The sequence below is a fragment of the Chitinophaga silvisoli genome (genome assembly GCF_003412465.1).
GTDB lineage: Bacteria > Bacteroidota > Bacteroidia > Chitinophagales > Chitinophagaceae > Chitinophaga > Chitinophaga silvisoli.
The window spans coordinates 1-23,428 of sequence record NZ_QTJV01000020.1; the positions used below are offsets into that span (position 1 = coordinate 1).

The window sequence follows — 23,428 nt, forward strand, 5'->3', positions numbered from 1 at the left end:
GATGTAGAATTCTTTCTGTTCAGGTTATCTAAAATCTATGCTTAACGAACAAATCCCCCAAGAATTCAACTTGATCCGCTTTTACTTTATTGATCAATTCGGCAAGTTTACGCCCTACTTTTTGGTTTTTGTTTTAATTTTTGGTACCAAAGTTATGCTGGCCATCTTCCATTTATTTTACTCATTGTTATTGTTTAAATTATCTTTTGAAGAGTAATGTTAATATATTCTCTTTCAAGAATTGCCCATCTTGGTGATATAATGATTGTTGTTTTCATTGATTATTTTATTGTTTGCCCATTGAAACTTATGAATTGTTGATTAGTTGTATACGGAGTACTTTGGCCATGGATTTGAGTTTGCTTTAACTCTTATATTAGCATCATCTTCTGCATTGTGGTGTGGTATAGCTTGAATCTTTTTACATTTGACAACATTTGACTAATTCCGGTTTCGCAATGTTGTCCTTTATAAATAGTTTTTGTCTGTTGAAGTCTTCGATTGGTACATTTGTGAAATGTAAAAATTACGTATACGTTTGCGTCGTGTTTTCGAATAGCAGATTGTATTTACCCGTTAGGTATTACTTCTGATATTTTGACCAGACCGGGTGTCCGAGAAATTTTTTATCCTTATCCAGGTTTATGTATTAGGTGTGGTAAGCCTAAAATATAAGCCACTTGGGCTTAATTGCCACATTTTTATTTTTAAACTTAGTTTTTACCAGGACAATATTGAATGTTAATGTATTATCAAATGTATAATGATATGGAAAGTACCTTCTCATTTTTTCTGATAGCGGATCTAACCCATGCACCTACTTATCTGTAGCTCAACAAAAAATTTTTGGATGAACAATGGTATCAGAAATTATCAGAAGAGGGCTGTTTCTATTCTTAGTGTTGAAACAGCCCTCTTCAAGTAATAATTTTGATATAATATTTTTCTTTTTCTTTTCAATGAGGCATAGACGATCTACATTTTCAATATAAAATAAGTACCTGATCAATTATAGTATCTCTCGTAAGACGAAAGATACATGGATAGAACCTTAGAAATAAAGTTACCACCTGGTAATGTGAAAGGACCAAAATACTTTGATAAGAGCACGTTATCGACCTTAAAATGACTAACAATAATCTTTTCTATATTAAGCCCCTTATTATCAACAATTATTTCATTTAACTCCCGTAATTCTAATTTAATTCCTTTACTTATACCTACAGATTTCCAATCACCAGCAATCCTTAAAAATCCATAAACATTCACTGTATGATTTTCATTTACTTCTACGATAAACTTATATGTTCGTAGCAATTCTCCTAATTTCGTTAATTCAATAACGTAATAATCATTAAAAAAATTAGGATAGGATAATGATACATTCTTCAAAAATGTGAAACGATCTGAAATTTCGTCAATGCTATCGACTGATAACATTTCCAGATAGTTTAAATAATTTATTGAATCCCGATAATATAATTTAGGATCATCTATTTCAGATTTTAATTGAGCAGCCATATCAGACAAGGTTCTTTTGTTCCATTTAATGTTTATCTCATCTAAGGATGATGATTGTCCATAAAGGGCCGTGCTAATTAATAAGGTGAATATCCATCTCATAAAGATTGCAGTTTAGGAATTTTTTTCATATCTACTGGTTTACGTTTACTTGTTATATCGATGTACGGCTGTGCCCTTGGAGGTACCCCATTCTCTTTTCTAATCATGGATTCCTTAGGTCTTACACTTAATTCTTCTTTTGGTATTGAGATATTTGTAGGGTTATCCGGATCAACTATTCCGTTCATATCCCTTGTGTCTACCAAACCTTTAGAAATTCGTTCAGCATGAAGTAACTCATGCATTAATCCTATATAGGGGGGACGCCCATATGATCCCGTTTCATCCTTGATCCTATCTCCTGGATCATCAGGATTATACCTGACTGTCGCATCTGTTCCCTTACCAGTTCCTCCATCCAAAGAAGATATTCCGTCTATACCTGCCCCACGGATAGTATTAACGGTCTCATTTCCTCCTATCTCACTTGTCTCTGTAATGGTAGTTGTACGGTCAGAACTAATAAGATAAGATATCAAATTATAAGATTCCGATTTGGTATAATGTTTTTCATATCCAATCGTCATACTTATGTGACCATTGATATCCATGGAGAGATTGGCTCCTGTTGTTTTCTGTAAATCATTAAGCACTCTTTGCTGAAACTCTTGGGTACCTTGAACCACAATATCATTAGGACTCATACCATCAGGATCAATAAACTTAACAGGATTATTAAACCCATAATTAAACGGAGACATTCGTCTCATTTCTTCAGCTTTTGGATCAACCACATGCCACCTTCCTATCTGGTTGTCATACATCCTAGCTCCATAATCATACCACTCTAATCCACCCCCATCTCTAAACTCCTTTGACTGAAGTTCTTTACCATTAAACTTCAACCTATTCTCCAAATAGTTCCCACCCTTCAACGCATTCGAACTAATCCCTGCCATCGTCAATCCGTAAGGATAATAATGCGACTCCTCCAATAATGGCCCACCATTATGCACAACCAATAAATTATCAAAATAAACGTTCTCTCCACTTTCATTACTCAGGTAAATATACAGAAACCCAGTTTTTTTAATAGAGAATTTATCTACTGATAATATCTGTAATTCATCCGGACTACCTTGTACCTGTTTCACCCCGCTATTCTCATCCACCATATTAAACATATCATCAAAAAGCACATAATTCAGATAGGCTTTAGGTTTATCGGATAAATTCTCATCCGCATCTTTGCTTTTTAGCTCATCATAATTAGCCGGAGAAAATGAGGCATTTAAAGAAGAACTGGCATTTACTACCCCATGTGCCCCATCAGAAATAGTAGAACCACTAAGTGCCTGTACCAACGCCGAAATAATACCTGCACTATTCGTACTTGAAGTATTGGTACCAATGCTTTTATAAAAGGCTTTTACTCCAAGTTGGATGGTATCACCTGCCATCACCCGCAAAACAATAGAAGGGCCTACCTTTTGACCACTTACCGCATTGAGTTTTGCAACAAACGCATTGGGATTAGTTGTAGGATCTGCCGGATAACCCACCGGAATACTATCACGGGTGTTTTCAATATTTGCGAATATCGCATTTTCATAGGCACTTTTCCCACTCTCCATGGTTGCCGCATAAACGCTGGTATCAGTTTGCATACCTAGTACAATACGGGTATTCCCTAAATGGTCTTTCTCAAAATAATCCCATGCATATTTTACAGCTTTCCCAGAATCATATATCGGCCGAATACGTCCCTCCTCATGAGAAAGGTATTGTAATGTATCCTGTTTGTACACCACTATTCCATCATAATCAGAAACCGTAGTATCAACAGGTGTAACAGAAATATCAATCACCGTTTTCTTCATTTTGATTCCCGTAGCATTATATTGATATGTAATAGTTCCTTTGTTCGTAAAGGTAATCTGCTCCGGTAAGTTCAAATAATTATAAGTTATAGAACTTATTCCTTTATTCAAATCCTGAATCAGATTCCCATTCCCATCATAGGCATAATCATTTTTCGTGCTGTCACCTCCATTGTTAAAATCTCCCAATTTGGCAGCGGAAGTGTTATAATTATCTTTGACAGCCAATAGTTTGTTACTATTACTCTGGTAGGAATACGTTAATTCATCAATTGTACTGCTGGATGTACCTATAAGGCCCTGCTCTTTTAATGTACTGATATTCCCGTTTGCATCATAGGTGATATTGTTAACAGTATAATCTGTTTTGTCCACAGCCCAGGCAGCACCTACTGTTTTTTGCTCATTAAATTGGGCTTTTGTAAGGCGATTAATAGGGTCATAGGTATATCCATAGGCACGCGGAATACCATTTGAACGGGATTTCCATTTAGTACCTGCGATATTACCATCGTACTGGTTTACGTCAAAGCCATTATCAAAATTTATTTCTTCCCCAAACCAGTTGCCTGTACTTGTAGAATTGACAAATGCTTTATTAATACCCTGTAACCATCCGCGAATATTATAACTGTATGAAAGTGAATCCAATTGCTTTTCAGTTCCTGTTACACCTAATCTTTTTCGTTGGAGTTGACCAAGTTCATTGTAAGTATTGACGAATAATGTATTATCTAATTTTGTACTGTCGTTCAGTCTCTTAACTGTATTGATCAGATGGCCTGCATAATCGTACTTCATCATACTTAGCAGCGTGGTTTGAGGAGTGGCCTTGCTCAAAGGATTTGTATGACTTAGATAGGTACTTAATATGACACCATTAAAGTTATACAAGGAACTTTGAATATCCTTACCGCCGAAATCATTATCGGAAAGTACCTGGATTGCACGCCCTTCATCATCATAATAAGTGGTTGTCATCAACCACTTATCAGTACCGATCACCCTGATTTTACTTCCTGTATGGAGGGTATGGGTATTTGAATTATAGGATGTAACGGCCTGACTATAAGGATTATCACCAGGTTGTAGTTTTAATAGATTGCTGTTTACAAAGCTAAGTACGCCATTATAATTGTAATTATCATAGTATGTATAGGTCAGTGGGGTAAGAGCTGATAAAGAGATCGCCGGAACCGGATTGCTCGCTACAGCATTAGTAATACCACCAGCATTGACTAGATAAGCGTCAACTTCAGCATTGTCAGGTGTAGTAAATTCCTGATCTAATGTAATGGAGTTGGTCGCCCGATATGGGTTGTTTATACTGTTATAAGTAGTCACTACCAGGTCTGCCGGTAAAGAAGATACATTGATGACAGAAGTGTCATCTAAATTAGTGGTGATACTACATTGCAAGTTATCTCTGGTAGAAGTTGTTGTATAGATGGCAGTTTCGTAAGCACGATTCATACCGTCGTAAAATGTTGTAAGCCACTCAGGAGTGGATTTTTGCCTTTGCATGGAATCTTGTGTGAAGACGAGCCTGTTTCGACTGTCATAAGCCATATATATAAGACCGGCGCCGGGAATTTTTTTTGAGATCATACGACCACGTCCATCAAACCGATATTGATAGCAGAGCTCATCAGCCACAGTTTGAGAGATCGTCCAGGTAGGCATAATGTTTTCAACTGCCAGTGGAGGAATGACGAAACGGAGATTATTCATGTCGTCATAAATATAATAAGTGCTTAGCCATCCAACATGAGCGGTAGCAGGATTGTCTGTCAACTGTATTTTTCTAAGGATAACATGACCATTTTTGTCTTTATATTCAATGGTTTGGTGACCAGCTTCGTTAACGACGATATTTTTTATTAACTGCCCAGCTGCATAAATATCTGAAGTTATAGGGATTAGCGCTGAACCTGTTCCATAAACCGTATTACCGGAACAGGTGACGCTGCTAATCGAAATTTTCCATATTCGGACGGAATCTGCAAGGGTATTATAACGGTATCGCATCTCTAATGGATGATTTCCTCCATTTTTAGCCCAGCTGTCACCAGGTGCCCATGTTTTGAGTACTCTATTTAAAGGGGACGCTTCATACTCCGTCTGACTATAATAAACATGTTCATCCGCAATACCCGGGTTTAAATCAATATCCTGGTAAAAAGATGCCTGTGCAGCAAACGGATCTGATTTAATTTTACCATTATTTGCGCTGTCCTGCTGTTGTACATAAGGCAGATATGTATATTGCTCCCTCCCTAGTGAATCATAAACGGTGGAGGTCACAAGGTCATTCCCTTTCGGACTAATTCTTCTTACAACAGTCTGCATTGGTCTACCCAATCCATCCAGGTACTGCGTAGTCAGTTTCACGTCACTTGTTGACCTACTGGTATCAAAGATCGCGTTTGGATCTGTCGTAATCATACTCGGTATCCATACACGTACAGAACTCGCCTTTAATGTTTTTAAAGCAACTGGTCGTGCTACTGGTATTGCAGCAGTACGTGAAGTACTTACCGGTACCTGCGCCATGCCGGGAACAATTGTTCCCAGCAGGAAGCTATATAATAAATATATAAATTTTGATTGTCGCATTGATTTAGTTTTTCCAGACAAGGATGAATGTGGTAGGTGAAATGCCGGTAAAAGTAGCTACTGTACTGGCTGTAAAAGTCTTTTCAACGCCATTAATACTAGCGGTACAAGATCCCGTTCCGGTTATCATTTGCATGGTGATAGTGTAAGTAACACCGGTCGCCACCGTTGTGTAATAAGGCCATACAGTCTTCGCGGTGGTAGCAACTGCTTTTGCACTGGTCGAATTGTTAGTGGCTACAATGCTTAATGTTCCAGGATCTGTAGCACCACGTTTCACCACAACCCCAAAATTTTTCCCGGATGGTATGCAGTAACCATACTGGTTAGCAGCAATCGGTCCCTGTTGATTAGCATAAGCCTGTGCCTGGGCGTTGGCATCAGCCTGGGAGATAGTGGAGGTGTATAAACCTGCGGCTAAAGTGTAAATATATCCTACACCCGTAGAATCGCCTGCACAGTTGGTTTTTGTATAAGACCCAGAGCTGGCAGCACTGCTATACACTGTAGGTGCTACAGTAGATAAAACTACATTGATAGTAGGTGAAACCGCTGTCCATGTTTGACTACCATTGGCTGTAATTGTCTTGGTCGTGTTATTGATAGTGACATATACCTGGGAAGTCGATGCTATAGTTACCGTATAAGTAGCACCTGTCGGTATCACTGCACATGCTTTCAGAACCTCATCTGTTAGTGGACTGAAGTTTTTCTGATAAACGACAATACCCGTAGTTGAATTGGTAACTGTAATACTAAATGGATTCAGATTTCCTGATCCTGATTTTTTGGAGAATAAGAGATTACAAGTCTGGCAAGTTCCATTTGTATTAGCATAGCTTTGTGCATTGGCATTAGCATATCGCAGCGCCATTGCGTTCGCGGTATCTTTGCTGATCATGGTAGAATCGTGTCTTGCCGCTACAACATAAGTTACATTTGTACCCACGTAGCCGGAATCACACGCTCTAGCTTTGGTCACCTGTTGTTGATCACTGAAATAGTAGCATATTCCTGATCTGTTTGCCTGAGCGGTTCCGCTATCCTTTAAAGCAGCCTTTGCTATTGCATTGGCACTATCCAGACTAACTAAAGAAGAGTAGGAGTTAGCCGGGATCGTAGCAGTTATCCATGAACCTTCTGACCTGGAATCCGTACAGTTAGTTTTTTGGAATCTACCGCTTTGTGCTGTATTATAATAAACACAATATCCTTTCAAATCTGCATAAGCCTGCCCTAATGACTGAAACTTTGCCAGCGCTTTTGCATTGGCATCATCCTGGCTTATATAAGAAGTATCCGTCCCTCCGGCCAGCCTATATTCAATAGGACTGGATATTCCACCATTGGTACATTTAGATGAATAAAAAGTATCTACCAGCTGTTCACTGATATAGTAACTGCAATCACCCATTTTATTGGCATAACTCTGTCCATTCGCCGTAATGTCAGCCAGTGCTTTTGCATTTGCATCAGCTACACTTATTCGGGAAGCATACCTGCCCGCTTCTACAGCATAGGTAACCACAGAAGTACTTCCGGATGAACAGGTCTTTGTAAAGTTCTTGCTTTGGTAATCATTATAATACACTGCACCATCACACTGATCAATTTCACCAGCATAGTTGTAACAATACATTTTTAGGATATTCCTATCCTTATTGCGAATCAATTTCAATCTGTTCAGGCCATCAAATTCATAGTAAAGTGTATGATTCCCTTCATCGGACTTGCTGGTCATACCAATAAGCGGATCGAAGGTATAAGTGCTCATCTGGGATGCTGATGGGCGTAATTTGATATCATCGAACCATACTTTCCCACTGCCATTATTAGTCAGACTGATTGTAATATATGGAGTACCTGCAGGAACAGTGTATTCTTTTTCAATGTATACCCATTTACCGGTTTCAGAACTGGAAATATTCGCCATATTAGTATAACCAGTACTGGTAGCACTACTTTTTGACAATAAATTAATCGTGGTGGAAGGCCCATTACTATAGATCCATCCTGAGAAACGGAATGTAGTGGCATCTAATAGAGATACATATAGCCAGTTTGGATTGATATACGTATTTGCGCCATTAATCAGCCCCGCATATTTACCGGTATGAAAAATAGCGGCATCGCGCGTAATACCTGTCCAGGTATTAATGTATTCAAAACCATCATACAATACCTGATTAAGGGCTGCACCGGCAGTCTGGGAAACCGGGTAAGTACCATCAGCGGTCCAGGTATAAGCAGACGTTATACCCCTATCGTCCCTGATCTGGCGTATGTTCCCATAAGGTCCATAACTTTGGTATGCAATGGTGTTGGCCGGCAGACTGTTATCGTTACCTAATTGCCAGCTGCTATCTATTTTGGGCGCTATCAGGCTATCGTTAGTTCCCCAGCTGTTGCCAAACAGGGTATGTTTATAACTCAGTAAGTTGCCATTGGTATAATTCCCCTGCCAGTAAGGTTGACGGATCATGTTCCTGTATACCATACTATTGAGAACGGAAGCATTGCCATCGCTGGAAGAATGTTCTCCGGGATAATATATCTTAGTTACTATAGTATCGGACTTGCTATTGAGTTTAGTAACAGTTTTTGGATAGTTCTTATCGTTATAGGTGTAATCAACTTTGTTTTCAAATATGGTTCCATTGTCATCATACTCACGAACAGTGGTAGATGCCAGGTTACGACCTCCGCTTTTTATGGGAATATAGTTGTATCCAAAACTATAAATACCAGACTCGTTACCACATAAGTCTATGTAATATATTTTGTCATACATAAGAATGCCTGTATCAACAGAAAGATTATTAATACCATAAGAATTATAAGTCCATTTAATCAGGTCAAAAGTACTATCAGCGGCGTTGAACCTGAATATTTTTTCATTTGCGAGCAGATCATCTGCTAAAGAGTTGTCAATCCTTTCTTTACCTGCGAAAGTTCCCGGGTTTCCAATAACAGTATAATCCGTTGGTAATATATATTGATACATTGTTTTACCATTGGGCTTATTATTATTGTATTCGTACCTGGTTACATAATTATACACAACATTTGCTCCCTGAAAGTTGACCGTGGGATAATATGACTGCCCTATAAAAGTGTACCTGTATCCTTCAACTGCAATACATTCTCCTGTTCCCCGAAATCTGTTTCTTTGTGTAATGACACCAATATAATTTTTGTTCTTAATTTCATCCGAAGCAGTAATTAAATAGCCGCCGTCATTTTCTGAAGCGCCATATTTATATACGTCTCTTTTCTGAAGCGTATTATCGTTGTTGTAAGATTCAATAGATTCAATCCTGATACCTCCACCTATTGAACTGGTTCCACGTTGGTTAAGAACCGACATACTTATATTCGCCATTATACTGGTAGTACTATAGTCATTGATATATAGATATAGCTGATAGGTATGGCTTGTATCACATAAATATGAGGCCGTATATGATTTGGCGCTTGTATCATATTCATCTGCCTGAGCTGGCCAGTTTAATATCGGTTGAGCAGTACTGGTAGTGACATCATATAAGTACACCAGTTGAGCATTGGTTTTCGAGTTTGGAGAGTGCCTGGATAATGTAATATTGATATCTATTGCATAATTCTTTTCAGTATTGTTGGGTGGTCTTACCTGAAAGTTTATACTAGTGTCCTTTATAATTTGTTGACTTGCACTCTTTCCTGCGAATGTTACATTTACCAGGTTAGTAGTGGCTGAATAAGTTGTAACATCATAAAATTTTGAGATCCCAAAGTTATATTTTGTATAACCTCCTGTAGGGTAAATGACTTTATTAAGCGTTCCCGCCAAAATTGCGGTTTCAGAAGGATTTCTGTCTGCCATCCCGAGGTTACCATAAGGTTGTAAATTTTCCACCTCAGGAAGCGCTGCAGGCAGTAAGGTACCTTGACTGGCCTTACCATTATAATACCCCCACCAATCTACTCCGTCAGAAGAAATATTGGGCAGTTTTGTACTATCATATTCAAAGCTATAACGTTCTGGTTGCTGCCCTGCCACGTCTTCTTTTGTAAAAGAAAGCAGTTTTAATCTATAATCTCCAAATGATGGGTAGCTATTACCCGTGAAGAAGTAATCATATGCCAGGGTTACTTTCTTTACACGCTGGTAAGTATCATTGTCCTTACTATATACTACTACACTGTCCAGTGCATTATTTCCATAATCTATCCGGACAGTATTGGCAAAGAATTTCACTTTTCCCTGGCGAAAGGTAATTTCAGATAATTTTGGTGTATAACTATATGAATAAGAATATGACTTTACCGGATCGTCCGGCATCCAATTGGCTTCATCGGCATCAGAAGTATTCATATGGTAGGATCTGGAATAAGAATGTACTTCGTCTGGTGATCTCTCGGCCGAAGTGCCGGTTGCATATGTAAAGGTCACAGTATCCTTCGCATCGTTAGATATGATACTTGTCAGGTTCCAGCCTACAATATGCTGTTTTGTTCCCTGATTATCATTGAATGAATATAGTTTTTGTTCAAAGAAATAACGGGTACCATCGTCATCAGTAACCTGGTAGTTATTACTACTGTTGCGTTGAATCCTGATCGCCTGATAGGGGGCTGTTACAAATTTCTTGTCCCTCCTTGAGTAAAAAAAACGACAGGACTTACCCGGAATGCTTAAATTGAAAAAATCAGGTTGCAGATCAAATGACGTACCCTCTTTTAAGGCTGCCATAGAAGTATAGTCACTCATTTTCTCAATGGTATCAATGTTATGAAAATGGTTGAACCAACCTCTTTCGGTTGTCTCATCTTCAATACCACGAATACTTCTTGAAATGCTTCCACCAGGCATACAGTTCCAGCCAAGGCCTACCCAGGTTGCCTTTTGTCCGACTTTTATACCGGAAGCGTGGTAGCTGAGAGCAATAGGCACCTTGATCTTTCCGGTGTTAATTTCATAAATCGGGTAGGCAATCTGTGGTACACCGGTGTACAGACTTACGGGTGTACTGGTGTATTTGAATAATTCTGCCTGATCAGCAGGGAGTGGAACAATTGGGTTGTCCTGTGCATCGGTTTGTAGCATAATAATGATACATAGACATAGGAACAAAAATACTTTTCTCATTTAATGTTGGTATTGTTATAGGGAATGGGTCAGGATGATAGATTGGCATCACAGAACCAATGGTTTACGAATCGATTGCTTTATATTTTCATGACAATACAGAAAGTGAAATGGTACCCGGGTAAAGGTTGGGTTTGGTTGGTAAAAGTATATTTAGTTAAAGGATAATGGTATAACACTGTTGTGCTATAAATGAATGATTAGTGTGTAAAGGCAAATATCACAAGGTGAAAGTTGGATATATTACCTGTGCGAAAGATCATTGTTCAAGTGCTCCTTATGTGGTGGAAGAGGGGAGAAGAAGGAATGCGCCATCAAGTGAGTTGAATCGGTTTAATGTAAATAGAAGAATGAAATATGGTCGACCGGTAACAGTGATCTTTAGCACCATATTTAAAAACTTATTTACAAAAGTGTTTTTTATATTCAAATTATTCTTACTTTTGCGCCCCGCACGGTTAGAAACAGTGCATTCAAACGGTGGTTGTAGCTCAGTTGGTTAGAGCACCAGATTGTGGTTCTGGGGGTCGTGGGTTCGAACCCCATCATCCACCCACTTTACAAAAGGACTTCCTGAAAAAGGAGTCCTTTTTTGTTTTTAAATAAATCTGTTCATCAATCCCTCCCTTCGAAAATTTCCGACATTTCGCAAAATCCCCTACCAATTACCCCCTAAACTCTTGATTCTGAATTTCATTCAAAACAGGCACCATATTCACCCTACTCCAGGCAAACAATTCCAATGAACACTTCCAAACTATTCTTCCTCCCGCATGCTCACCACACCATTTATAAAGACACCCATCATTTTTTCCAGGCCCTCACCACCTCCACAAACCACCACCTCACACCAGACGAAAAATACCAGATCATAGACAACCTCCAGCCCCACACCCTCCGCAAACGCCAGTATTTTGTACAGGAAGGCGACATATGCCGCCGGCTCGGTTTTATTATTCAAGGTGCCGTACGCACCTATGCCGTCAACCAGAAAGGCCAGGAAACCATCCTATATTTCAACACCGAAAACCACTGGTTAGGTGACCTGGAAAGCTTCCGTACAAGGCAGCCATCCAGGTATCATATCGAAGCACTGGAACATACCGAATTATTAACCGCCACCCACCAGCAAATCACCACTTTATCCATCGCTATCCCCGCATTCCGCCAGTTCCTCGAGCACGAATACTATTCGCGGCTGGCCTTCAACCAATGCCGGGTGCACATGGCCCTTAGTATGAATGCCGAAGAAAGATACCTCGACCTGCTAAAAAATCAACCTGAATATGCAACCCGCTTCTCCCAGAACACCCTTGCCAGCTACCTGGGTATCAAACCCGAAACCCTGAGCCGCATCAGGAAAAACTGGCAGGGACGATAATCACCATTTCGAAAATAACCTCTTATCTGATCGCCACACCCATTTCAAAAAGACCGATCACCTGCACATCATTGATCAATAAAAAACAAAAATGATGATCCGGGGAAATACTTACCACATTGCCTAATATACTGGCACCTTCTTCCAGGAGTTGTGCCATAGCAGCCTTCAGGTTACTAACCCTGTAACCAATCACAATATCCCCGTGTAAAAATAAATAAGGTGGATAGCTGGCACCTGGTCCGTACAGTTCAATTATAGCGCCATCCGGCAATTTGTAGGCAACAAGCCCTGTGTCAACCAGGAGCTTTTTTGCCTGCAACAAATTTTCAAACAATAATGGCAAACCAGCAAATGTATTCCAACTTACTTTTATTAAAATTGTTTTGATACCTAAATAATGCTTCATGAATCAAAGTTCCGATAGTAACAACAGGTAAGCATTGACATATCATAAATTCAGAATTGACCTCTACTCAGTATGGTTAAGAACCTGCAACTTGTTCTGTTGCTCAATGCCTGAAATACAGGTCCTTTGTAATACCCAGTTTTTTGATACGCGAGGTGAGCGTGCTGGGAGGAAGTCCCAGGATCTCCGCTGCACCGCCGGTGCCAGATACTTTACCATTACATTTCCTGAGCACAGCAATTATATGTGCTGCCTCTTTATGCGAAAGTGTTTGATCTGCACCGGCATCTGCCAGCATCTTATTTTTCAGTTCAGGCAAATCTGCTTTACTGATCACCGGTTTCCGGCACCTGATCACGATGCGTTCTATCAAATTTTCCAGCTCCCGGATATTTCCCGGCCATTGGTAAGTCTGCAGTGTACGAAGCGCTTCCGTACTCAAAGCAGGTGCCGGTAAGCGTCCCATTCGTGCAGCACTCTGTTCCAGGAATGCCTTGCTGAGAATAGGTATATCCTCTTTTCTGTCACGTAACGGCGGTAAGGTCACCGGGTATATATTCAGGCGGAAGAACAGGTCCAGCCGAAACCGACCTTCTGCTACTTCCTCTTCCAGGTGTTTGTTGGTCGCAGCAAGCACACGCACATCCACTTTCACAAGCTTATTGCCGCCCACATATTCCAGCTCTCTTTCCTGCAGCACGCGCAACAGCTTTGCCTGCAAGGGCAACGGCATCTCACCGATTTCATCCAGGAAAAGTGTGCCCCCATTAGCCAGTTCAAATTTGCCTGTTCGCTTATCAATAGCACCTGTAAAAGCACCCTTCTCATGACCGAACAATTCCGATTCAATCAACTCCGCCGGCAGTGTGGCACAGTTCACCACTACAAACGGATGATGTCGTCTTGAAGACAGCTGGTGAATACTTCTGGCCACCAGCTCTTTGCCGGTACCACTCTCGCCGAGAATAAGTACAGATACCGGTGTGTTGGCCACCGTCTCTATATCGTCAAGCACCCGTAACAGGGCAGGACTCTTACCCAGCATGCCTTCCAGGTGCTTCGGTGCCACTTGCTGTGATGGCATTGCCTGTTTTTTGTTGGTAGTAGCAAAGCTGCTGTCTGCTACCTGGATCTTATTGAATAATGCCGTCAGATCTTTTTGTGTGTCTGCAAGCAGTGACAGGTGTGATGATTTGTATATATCCGCTTGCTTATGATACAGCGCAAGCTGTACATGGATCTTGCCCGGTGAAAGACAAAAATGCAAACAGGAATTAATATCAAATCGCTGATGTAGCAAACGTTCCAGCCCTTCATTTTCGGTTAGGCGACTGAACGCAGTGTGGTTATAAATATCACCGGCTACCTTGCATGTCAACATAGATTGCCGCCGTAGCGACCTTCCTTTCCCAATCATCGAAGCCAGTTCCTCTTTGCCGATTAACTGGTATTCATGAAAGCCGGTCCTTACAAAACTTTTGCTTTTCGTCAGGTGCGTGCCGGGATACAGGAATTCATAGCACATAAAATCGAAGGGCACCAGTGATTGAAAAATACCTGGCATCAGTGCCAGCATTTGCTCCAGTGGAAGATCGCCACTTATAAGTTGTTGTAATTGTTGATGCACCGACAGCTTCCTTTGGGATGCCAGCTCCTGGTGCTGTACATGTTTGCTGCGGGCAATGTCCAGCATCATCAGCAGGTCTCTCTCCCTTACCGGCTTTACAAGAAAACCGTCTGGCTGGGTTTGTTTGGCTATTTCCAGGATATGCTGATCAGTACTGGCAGAAATGTATATAAAACCAACACCCTGCTCTGTCAGGAACCCTGCCAGATCAGTACCCATCGCATTGTCCTGTAGCAGGATGTCCAGCAGCACCCAGGATGGCCGATATTTTAACACAGCCTCCCTGGCATCTTCCAGTGTATCTGCAATTGCACAGACCTTATGACCTGCCTGTTCCAATAAAAGCCGCAGATCATTGGCCAGTATATATTCATCTTCTACAATTAACACATGCTCTTTCATACCCTGTTTTTCAGGTATTGAATTTTTCTAAATGAAAATCAAATACCATTTTTCCTTATGATAGTTCTCCCTGTAAAATATATATGACTTTGAAAAAGCTACCTTCCGTCTATAAAAATCAGCAGGCGGCGGATCTTACCGTTTTCCAGCACAAATACATCTTCACCGGTTTCCTGGGCCGGCATATCAGCAGTGCCATACTGCCAGAAAAGGCGCGCTACCTGGTGATGCCCTTCAATGGGTTGACGCAGTCTGAATTTCCTTTCGGGAAATTTGGCTTGCAGGTTGGTAATCAGGTACTGCAGTTCGCTATGGCCATGTGCTACAAAATGCGGATCTATAATTTCCACATCTTCTGCATAGACCTCCGCTATGAGGGCAGCTCTTTTGGCAGCATCTCTTTCACTCCAGATAGAGAAGTGCTTTTCTATAAGGTTTTGATCCTGTAATTCCATAGTATGTTTTTTACTGTACAAAGGTTTTAATTGCATCACAAAAGCCAATTGACAAATGGTAGAAAATTCCATTGATAAATGTCAAGACTTTTTTTTGGCATTTGTCATTTGGGCGGCGTACAGTGCAGGGTAGCTTTGTGGTATGAAAGCACTCAACATCTTCACCTCCATAGGGTTTCTTTTTACCTTCATGCTTGTGATTCCTGGTCACATTTTTGCGCAAGATCCCACGCTTCCGCCTACCAATCTTGGACTTGCCAATATCTTTGATGGCATTGCCGGCAAACCCGGATTCTTGTACCAAAGCTATGTGCAGGTCTTCCAGACCAGGGCTATTTATGACCAGCATGGAAATAAGGCAGCTACCTCGCTGAAAGTAAATTCAGTCGCCACGCTGCACCAGCTGATCTATCTTTCTAAAGTCAGGGTACTCAGTGGTAACATAGGTTTTACGGTCATTCTTCCTGTCGCCCAGGTAAGCGCTTCCAATACAGGTGGAGCAGCACCTTCGGCAAATCCCAGGGCCTGGGGAGATCCCATTTTGGGTACAGCAGTGCAGTGGTCAGATAAAAGACTTTTTGGTAAACCATTTTCTCACCGCACAGAACTGGATGTCAGTCTGCCGCTGGGAGCTTACAATACTGCTTATGCTATTAATCCTTCTGCACATCTTTTTTCCTTTGGGCTCTATCATACCTTTACGTTGATGCTGAATCAGCAGTTCAGTATCAGTGCACGTAACCAGGTCAATTATAATACCCATATTATCGGCACCAAAGCACAACCAGGCAGCTTCTACAATGGCAATCTTTCTGTAGATTATGCGATTCTTCCTTCACTCAGGATAGAAGTAGCCACCTATTTGCTGGCGCAATTCAACCAGGATCGTTTCGATGGTCATAGTGATTACTATGCTACGCAATACGGTATTACCAATACCAGGGAGCGTGTGCTGGGCTATGGACCGGGACTGGCCTATTTCCTTCCTCGCGGTGGATTGATTGAAGCAAAAGGATTTCTGGAGACAGCAGTACGAAACCGGCCTGCCGGATGGAGGCCTACCCTGCGCGTGGCAATTCCGCTTGGTAAGTAAGATGCATCTTCTTATAATGTTTGCCCCGCCCACTATGGCGGGGTTTTTTATTAGTAACAGTGAACGTTCTTATTATAGTCACACTATATAATAAGCAGCCCATTTGAAAAGTGAATAGTTACCTCACCTTTATGACGAAACCAAATGCCAGCAGCAAAATAGTATTGCTGATTTCTTTCTTGCTATTAAATTCCTATTTTTTACAGGCACAGCAGGCACCCACGGTTGCCATGCTGAACAGGCAACTACAACAATGCCATACTGATACTGGCAGAACTAATGTATTGCAGCAACTCGCAGCATTGTACATTAACAAGCCAGGGATTGATCCGGAAGACATCAGGTGGGCCACCGGCTATGCCAGCCAGGCACTCGCTATAAGTACTAAACAGCATTACCCGGATGGGCAGGCTGGCAGTCTTACGCTGCTGGCACAGATCGCCCGGGAAAAAGGAGATACTTCCAAAGCCAGGGAATACATTGACAAAGCATTGGCATTTGCATCCAACGCCGCACCCTGGCCTGCCATGGCAGCTGCATACCAGGAGAAAGCCATTCAGTTAGGAATTTACGAAGCACCACAGCTAAAGGTGCATTACTATAGCCTCTATCTTGAGCAGCTGAAACAACATGAACAACGCAGTTTAAAGCTGGCCGATGCACTGAAGTATTACGGCGATGTACTTATCGCAAACTGGGAGTTTGCCAGGGCACGCCATTATTTAAAACAATCTCTGGACATCTACCAGGCATTACATTATACAAAGTTGCAGGATCTTTACAGCCTGTTAGGCAGTGCAGAACACAACCTGGAGAATTTCCGGGAAGCACTGAAATACTTACTGCTCGCCCAGAAACAGGCGGAAGAAGATCATGATACGACAGCCGTTATGTATGGCATTTACAACCGGATGGGGAGTATCTACGCCCAGGTAGAACAGTTTAAAGAAGCCACGATCTATGAGGAAAAGGCTTACAAGGTGGCCGCCCGCCTGCATGACCAGGAAGCAATGGCATTGTTCGCCTGCAACCTGGCAGCCACTTACAATGAAATTCATGATTTTGGGAAAGCCCAGCGTATCATCAACAAAGGTTTTACACTTATTCCGGCTAACCGGCCCTCATTTACATGGCTGCTGCGGCGTCACCAGTTTGCCCTGTATACTATGAGTCATGACTATACCCGTGCGATGGCCTACCTGCCACAGGCAAACGCAATGATCGACAACCCCGTCATCGACGTGGCCATGCGCCAGGGTGTAGCCAGCAAAGCCTTCAAAATGTTTCTCGAAATCAAAAACTATACATTGGCAGAAAAATATCTTCACAAGATGGAGGCACTGGCAGCACTGGACAATACTGTACTCGTCAAGAAGTCTGTAGAGAAACATCGTTTTACGCTGGACTCCTTACGTGGCAATTGTATTGCCGCCATCAGGCACTACCAGCGATTTATGGCGCTGTCAGACTCTATGGAAATGGTGAAGCGCGACCGCCAGCTGGCACAGTTAAAAATAGAATATGAAACAGAACAAAAAGACCGTGACCTGGAGCTTAAAGAAAAACATATCTCCCTGCTCATCGCTGAAACAAGTGTACAAAAAGAATTAATAAAGCATGAAGCCACCAGGCGGCATTATTCCTATGCCATAGGAGCCTTGTTGCTGCTATTGTTAATGATCAGCAGCTGGGCATACAATATTAAGCGCCGTGCTAACCTGCAATTGAAACAACAACAGTTTGAAATCAACCAACAGAATATTACCCTGAAAGAACTGCTGGAGGACCGTGACTGCCTACTCAAAGAAGTACACCACCGGGTAAAGAACAACCTGCAGATCGTCATTAGTCTGTTGAATACACAGGCCCTCCACCTGGACAATGAAACCGCACGACAGGCGTTGCGGGAAAGCAGGAACCGTATGCAGGCTATTTCTATCATCCATCAGAAGCTGTACCAGTCTGATAGCTTCTCCGGCGTAAATATGCATTATTACCTGAATGAACTGCTGGAATATTTGCAGGATAGCTTTTCTATACACGACATGATCACAGTGGAAACAAACCCGGATTTCACTGAGCTGGACGTATCACAGGCAGTGCCCATTGGTCTTATCATTAATGAAGCTGTAACCAATGCAATCAAATATGCACTGCCATCAACCGCACAACCGCACATCCACATCTCACTGCGTTGTGAGGATGAACAGGTAGCAGTATCTATCGCTGACAATGGCCCGGGATTTCCGGCAGATTTCGATCCGGATACTTCCACCTCTTTTGGTCTTAACCTGATCATTGGCCTGGTACGACAACTGCGGGGCAAAGTTGAATTCGACAGCAGCGCCGGCCTGCACATCAAACTATCTTTCCAGCAAAGTCGTATACTGGTGTAATGACTTTTATCTTTTAATAAAGACGGATCTGTTGATATTTATCAATGCTATTTTTTAGCATAAGTCAACAGGCAGCCATCCACTGTGTTTTAGCTTTGTGTTATCAAACACAGTTCATATGAACATCATCGAATCGCTACAGTGGCGTTATGCAACAAAGAGAATGACGGGTCAGCAGGTTCCGGACGAAGTCATAAACACCATCCTGGAATCTATCAGGCTTGCACCCTCAGGCATCGGTCTTCAACCTTATGAAGTATTCGTTATCACATCACAGGCTCTGAAAGAAAAGATCTACCCCATCGCATTTAGCCAGGCACCGGTACTGGAATGTTCTCACCTGCTCGTTTTTGCTCCATGGGACAATTATACACCGGAGCGGATTAACCATGCATTCGATTACCTGAATACAGTCCGTGCACAGGCTTCATCCGTATCCGAACGCCAACGGCAATTTGCACTCAATTATTTCGCCGGCTTCTCACAGGAACAAAATTTTCATCATGCCGCCAAACAGGCACATATTGGATTAGGACTTGCCGTAGCCGCTGCTGCATTGCAACAAGTAGATGCAACACCTATGGAGGGTTTTGATGCCGCTCAATTGGATCAATTATTACAGCTCCCGCAAAAAGGGCTTAGAAGTTCTATGCTGATGGCAATAGGGTACAGGTCCGAAGCCAATGACTGGAACCTGCCACTGAAGAAAGTGAGGAAGCCAATGGAAGAACTGATCACCTATCTGTAAACAATTTCAAATAATAAATTTATGAAACACAATACATTTCTTACAGCAGCAACTTTTGTGCTGTTCACAATGCTCTCGACCAGCAATGTCCGTTCGCAGAACAAGGTGCACCTATTGGGCGTTGACCATTTCGGTATCAATGTGCCCGATCTGCAGCAGGCGGTTAATTTCTTTACAGATGTACTGGACTTTAACGTAGTGACACAGATAGGCCCTGTACCCCTGGATAGTAACTGGAAAAAGGCCAATCATATGAACCTGGCTACCGGCCCGGTCACTATAAAGATGACCAGGGCAGGGGATGGAGCCAACATTGAACTGTTCTACTACGACAATGGAAAGGGCAGTGCAACACAGCCCGGCGGGGATGATATTGGCGCTACACACATCGCCTTTTACACAGCAGATATAAAAGCCAGTATCGCCTACCTGAAATCAAAAGGCGTGACCTTCCTTGGGGAACCGTTTACAATGCCGGTAGGAGATACGGAAGGAGAAACCTGGGTGTACTTCCTGACACCATGGGGCAGTAAAATGGAGCTCGTCACTTATCCTAACGGTAAAGGATATGAGAAAAAAAATCCTGCCGTTAAACTCTGGTCACCCAAACAGGTAGCCTTACAACCCTCCGCAGCAGATACACTCAGCAGGAAGCAACTGGCGGAACTCGCAGCAAAACACCTGGCAATCTGGAACAATACTGATGCTGCTGCGCGCCTTGCAGGCTTAGGCACCCTTTATACTGCCGATGTTCTTTTTGTAGATCCCACTTATGTATCTACAGGTTTGGAAGGTGTGAACACCTTCATCGCTAACCTGCAAAAAGCACATCCCGGTTTCCGCTTTTCACTTGCTAAGATCGATGCCAATCATCATGAAGTACGGCTGTTCTGGAACTATGGAGACAAGGCACATCCCGCACTTGTAAAAGGAATGGACCTTATCAATGTAGAACAGGGGAAAATTAAATCCCTGCATGCATTCCTGGATACTGTGAATAAATAACCTTTCATACAATAAAAATCTAACTACTGATGGCAACACAACTGACCAACGAACAGATCATCCGCAATCTCTACCAGGCAGCAGAAGTGCAGGATTCAAAATTATTTGCCTCCATGTTTACACCTGATGGTTACTTCTGGGATGTTTCTGCAGGAAAGAAATATTACGGGGAAGAAATAGGACTTACTGTTGATATTTATGCAAAAGCATTTCCTGATATGCACCGCGAGTTACTCCGGGTATATGTAAAAGACGAGGAGAATATGGTCATGGTAGAACTAACATTGAATGGCACGCATAATGGACCTTTGGAACTTCCGCTGGGTACAATTCCGCCTACGGGTAAGACCATCAATACACCCTGTGCAGACTTCTTTTACCTGGAAAATGGTAAGATTAAGTTTTTCCATTGTTATACCGCAGCAACTATCCTGTTTGGACAGATTGGCCTGTTGGAAAAATTGAAATAGGCAAATCCGGGCGACGGACTTCCACAAATAAATTAGTATGAACAATTACATCAGACACCTTTCTTTTGGGATTTTCTTTTTGATCGTCTTCGCTGCACCGGTTCAGCTTATGGCGCAGCAAAAACAGCATTCATCCATTTCAGATGAATCACTCATAACACAATTACCCGGCTTTAGAAATGCTTATGCAACTGTAAATGGTATCCGCTTACACTATGTGACCGGTGGTACAGGCAAAGTATTAGTATTGTTGTCCGGCTGGCCACAAACGTGGTGGTCATTTCATAAAATGATGCCCGCATTGCAGCAACAGTATACCGTTATCGCTGTGGATTACCGGGGTATGGGCACTTCAGACAGGCCTGCCACCGGATATGATAAAAAGACCATAGCAGGGGATATAGCAGGTTTAATGAAGTCCCTGGGGTACCAGCAGGTATTTGTAGCCGGTCATGATATTGGTGCCCAGGTAGCATTTAGCATGGCAGCCAATTATCCTGACCTGGTCGAAAAGCTGGTAATTATCGACGTTCCTCATCCTGACGAAACATTTGCAGCCGTTCCTATGCTGCCTGCTCCAGGTACGCCTACAGATAAACTTGATCCTGCCCGTCCCTATCTTTGGTGGTTTGCATTCAATCAACTCAATGGGCTTCCTGAAGAATTGGTGGCAGGACGTGCAGCCGTTTTCCAAAAGACGGTATTCCACTACCTGTTGAAAGATGACAATGCATTTTCTGCACTTGACAGGGCTGTATATGCAGCGGCTTATAACACCAGGGAAGCTATTCATGCGGGTAATGCCTGGTACCAGGCTTTTCCCCAGGATATAGAAGACTATAAGCGCTATACCGTGCTAAAAATGCCGGTACTGGGTATAGGAGGTCCGGGATATGACTGGCTGAAATATACCTTGCCTAAAAAAGCAGCCAATGTGAGCGTTGTAAAAGTGGAGAACTCCGGGCACTTTTTACCGGAGGAACAGCCGGAAGTAACCGTAAAGGAGATAGAAAAATTTCTAAATAATTAACTGCTAAAAAAGGCAGCTCCCCATCAAAAGGAGCTGCCTTTTCGATTTGCTGCCACATTCAGCATCCGAAATGCCACATTCAGGCACTTTGTTGATGATTGTCTTTCACCTGCCACTTATCTTTGTTCTCATGAAAAGGAAGCTTATATACGGAATTGCTATCTGCTTTGCCGGATTGCAGTTTTTCCACCCCACCATCACACACCCTCCTGTTACAGGAGACCTGCAGGCACCCGCTGACGTAAAAAAGATTATTGAGCGCGCCTGTTACGATTGCCACTCCAACACCCCGAACCTGCGTTGGTATGACCAGGTTGTACCTGCCTACTGGCTGGTGGCAAACCATATAAAAGATGGTCGCGCTGCCCTGAATTTTTCTAACTGGGATAGCCTGAGCGCCGGCGACCAAAAGAGTGCCTTGTGGCTGGCTGTGAACCAGGTCTTATTGGGAGCAATGCCTCCATCCGCTTATACCGCTATACATTCAGGTGCAAAGCTGGATGACAAAGACCTGCAGGTGCTGAAGAACTACCTGCTGACACAACAGGCGGCACCTGCAAAAGCACCTGCTATGGCTTTATCCAGCGTCACCAATGTACAACCTGCATTGAACGGTATCAATTACATTGCCGGCTATACAGACTGGCAGGTTGTAAATACCACCGATCGCTTTGACAATGGCACCCTGCGTGTCATTTATGGAAATGATGTGGCTATAAAAGCCATTCAATCAAATCATACACATCCCTGGCCGGATGGAACCATCTTTGCCAAGGTGGCGTGGAAAGAAGATACTGACAGTAATGGCATCATTAATCCCGGTGCTTTCTGGCAGGTCGAATTCATGATCAGGAATAGTCAGCAATATGCGGACACAAAAGGATGGGGATGGGCCCGGTGGAGGGGCAATGATCTCAAACCTTATGGCAAAACAGCCACCTTTTCAAAAGAATGTATCAGTTGCCATGAGCCGATGAAAGATAAGGATTATGTATTCACCATTCCTGATACCTTGGTTGCAGGCAAACTGATCACGACTCATTACGACAGGAACAGGCAACTGACCACAGCCATCGTTAAACGCCCGGACAATACATATGCACAGATCTTACGGCAGATCCGCCCTGACCCTCACTGGTTTGGTGCAAACATCCCAGGCAAACCGGTGTCCGTCAATTTTACTACATTTACAGATGCACAACCGGCACTAGCCGTACCGTGACAG

At 42.4% G+C, this 23,428-nt stretch carries 14 protein-coding genes and 1 tRNA gene; 9 read left to right on the top strand and 6 right to left on the bottom strand.

The genetic code is table 11. The annotated features are described in order from the left end of the window. Positions 1-1,005 precede the first annotated feature (1,005 nt). The 3 genes from DXN04_RS32485 to DXN04_RS32495 are packed head-to-tail and all read right to left on the bottom strand — an operon-like array spanning position 1,006 to position 11,145. The gene (locus DXN04_RS32485; protein ID WP_116857601.1) at positions 1,006-1,623 is read right to left on the bottom strand and encodes a hypothetical protein; all 618 of its coding nucleotides are present in this window, start codon (positions 1,621-1,623) and stop codon (positions 1,006-1,008) included. After that, positions 1,620-6,059, bottom strand: a complete 4,440-nt coding sequence (locus DXN04_RS32490) for a DUF6443 domain-containing protein (RefSeq protein WP_147320134.1) — start codon at positions 6,057-6,059, stop codon at positions 1,620-1,622. The genes DXN04_RS32485 and DXN04_RS32490 overlap by 4 nt, the downstream gene beginning before the upstream one ends. Positions 6,060-6,063: 4 nt before the next feature. Further along, positions 6,064-11,145 (bottom strand): DUF5977 domain-containing protein, encoded by a 5,082-nt coding sequence (locus DXN04_RS32495; protein WP_116857603.1) that lies wholly within the window; start codon positions 11,143-11,145, stop codon positions 6,064-6,066. Between the two features lie 522 nt (positions 11,146-11,667). Here DXN04_RS32495 and DXN04_RS32500 point away from each other — a divergent pair. Further along, positions 11,668-11,741, top strand: a tRNA-His gene (locus tag DXN04_RS32500). Positions 11,742-11,929: 188 nt separating this feature from the next. Beyond that, complete coding sequence (locus DXN04_RS32505) at positions 11,930-12,568, top strand: Crp/Fnr family transcriptional regulator (RefSeq protein ID WP_116857604.1); 639 nt, start codon at positions 11,930-11,932, stop codon at positions 12,566-12,568. A gap of 22 nt (positions 12,569-12,590) precedes the next feature. On the opposite strand, the gene DXN04_RS32510 is transcribed toward DXN04_RS32505, so the two are convergent. From DXN04_RS32510 to DXN04_RS32520, 3 genes are all read right to left on the bottom strand, one after another. After that, positions 12,591-12,977, bottom strand: a complete 387-nt coding sequence (locus DXN04_RS32510) for a VOC family protein (RefSeq protein ID WP_116857605.1) — start codon at positions 12,975-12,977, stop codon at positions 12,591-12,593. Between the two features lie 103 nt (positions 12,978-13,080). After that, positions 13,081-15,006, bottom strand: coding sequence for a sigma-54 dependent transcriptional regulator (locus tag DXN04_RS32515; RefSeq protein ID WP_116857606.1), 1,926 nt, complete (start codon positions 15,004-15,006; stop codon positions 13,081-13,083). A gap of 98 nt (positions 15,007-15,104) precedes the next feature. Beyond that, complete coding sequence (locus DXN04_RS32520) at positions 15,105-15,461, bottom strand: nuclear transport factor 2 family protein (protein WP_158569272.1); 357 nt, start codon at positions 15,459-15,461, stop codon at positions 15,105-15,107. 142 nt (positions 15,462-15,603) lie between these two features. Between DXN04_RS32520 and DXN04_RS32525 the strand changes: the two genes are divergently transcribed. The 7 genes from DXN04_RS32525 (at position 15,604) to DXN04_RS32555 (ending at position 23,425) form a co-directional block, all read left to right on the top strand. Next, positions 15,604-16,554 (top strand): SphA family protein, encoded by a 951-nt coding sequence (locus DXN04_RS32525; RefSeq protein WP_116857608.1) that lies wholly within the window; start codon positions 15,604-15,606, stop codon positions 16,552-16,554. 131 nt (positions 16,555-16,685) lie between these two features. Continuing rightward, on the top strand, positions 16,686-18,950 hold the full coding sequence (locus DXN04_RS32530; protein ID WP_116857609.1) for a tetratricopeptide repeat-containing sensor histidine kinase: 2,265 nt from the start codon (positions 16,686-16,688) through the stop codon (positions 18,948-18,950). A 118-nt stretch (positions 18,951-19,068) separates the two neighbouring features. Then, the gene (locus tag DXN04_RS32535; RefSeq protein WP_116857610.1) at positions 19,069-19,698 is read left to right on the top strand and encodes a nitroreductase family protein; all 630 of its coding nucleotides are present in this window, start codon (positions 19,069-19,071) and stop codon (positions 19,696-19,698) included. 21 nt (positions 19,699-19,719) lie between these two features. Then, entirely contained in the window at positions 19,720-20,703 is a 984-nt protein-coding gene (locus DXN04_RS34995) for a VOC family protein (RefSeq protein WP_158569274.1), read from the top strand. A gap of 29 nt (positions 20,704-20,732) precedes the next feature. Continuing rightward, positions 20,733-21,173 carry a nuclear transport factor 2 family protein gene (locus tag DXN04_RS32545; RefSeq protein WP_116857611.1) on the top strand — a complete coding sequence of 147 codons (441 nt, stop codon included), beginning with the start codon at positions 20,733-20,735 and terminating at the stop codon, positions 21,171-21,173. A 37-nt stretch (positions 21,174-21,210) separates the two neighbouring features. Then, a complete protein-coding gene (locus tag DXN04_RS32550; protein WP_116857612.1) occupies positions 21,211-22,203 on the top strand; it encodes an alpha/beta fold hydrolase in 993 nt (330 codons plus the stop codon). Positions 22,204-22,333: 130 nt separating this feature from the next. Beyond that, entirely contained in the window at positions 22,334-23,425 is a 1,092-nt protein-coding gene (locus tag DXN04_RS32555) for a heme-binding domain-containing protein (RefSeq protein WP_199415191.1), read from the top strand. Positions 23,426-23,428: the final 3 nt, after the last annotated feature.

Excerpts from the sequence above, each read along its gene's own strand:
- DXN04_RS32490 (WP_147320134.1), bottom strand. The coding sequence starts at position 6,059 with ATGCGACAATCAAAATTTATATATTTATTATATAGCTTCCTGCTGGGA.
- DXN04_RS32545 (WP_116857611.1), top strand. The coding sequence starts at position 20,733 with ATGGCAACACAACTGACCAACGAACAGATCATCCGCAATCTCTACCAG.
- DXN04_RS32555 (WP_199415191.1), top strand. The coding sequence starts at position 22,334 with ATGAAAAGGAAGCTTATATACGGAATTGCTATCTGCTTTGCCGGATTG.
- DXN04_RS32485 (WP_116857601.1), bottom strand. The coding sequence starts at position 1,623 with ATGAGATGGATATTCACCTTATTAATTAGCACGGCCCTTTATGGACAA.
- DXN04_RS32505 (WP_116857604.1), top strand. The coding sequence starts at position 11,930 with ATGAACACTTCCAAACTATTCTTCCTCCCGCATGCTCACCACACCATT.
- DXN04_RS32515 (WP_116857606.1), bottom strand. The coding sequence starts at position 15,006 with ATGAAAGAGCATGTGTTAATTGTAGAAGATGAATATATACTGGCCAAT.
- DXN04_RS32525 (WP_116857608.1), top strand. The coding sequence starts at position 15,604 with ATGAAAGCACTCAACATCTTCACCTCCATAGGGTTTCTTTTTACCTTC.
- DXN04_RS32520 (WP_158569272.1), bottom strand. The coding sequence starts at position 15,461 with ATGGAATTACAGGATCAAAACCTTATAGAAAAGCACTTCTCTATCTGG.
- DXN04_RS32535 (WP_116857610.1), top strand. The coding sequence starts at position 19,069 with ATGAACATCATCGAATCGCTACAGTGGCGTTATGCAACAAAGAGAATG.
- DXN04_RS32530 (WP_116857609.1), top strand. The coding sequence starts at position 16,686 with ATGACGAAACCAAATGCCAGCAGCAAAATAGTATTGCTGATTTCTTTC.
- DXN04_RS34995 (WP_158569274.1), top strand. The coding sequence starts at position 19,720 with ATGAAACACAATACATTTCTTACAGCAGCAACTTTTGTGCTGTTCACA.
- DXN04_RS32550 (WP_116857612.1), top strand. The coding sequence starts at position 21,211 with ATGAACAATTACATCAGACACCTTTCTTTTGGGATTTTCTTTTTGATC.
- DXN04_RS32510 (WP_116857605.1), bottom strand. The coding sequence starts at position 12,977 with ATGAAGCATTATTTAGGTATCAAAACAATTTTAATAAAAGTAAGTTGG.
- DXN04_RS32495 (WP_116857603.1), bottom strand. The coding sequence starts at position 11,145 with ATGCTACAAACCGATGCACAGGACAACCCAATTGTTCCACTCCCTGCT.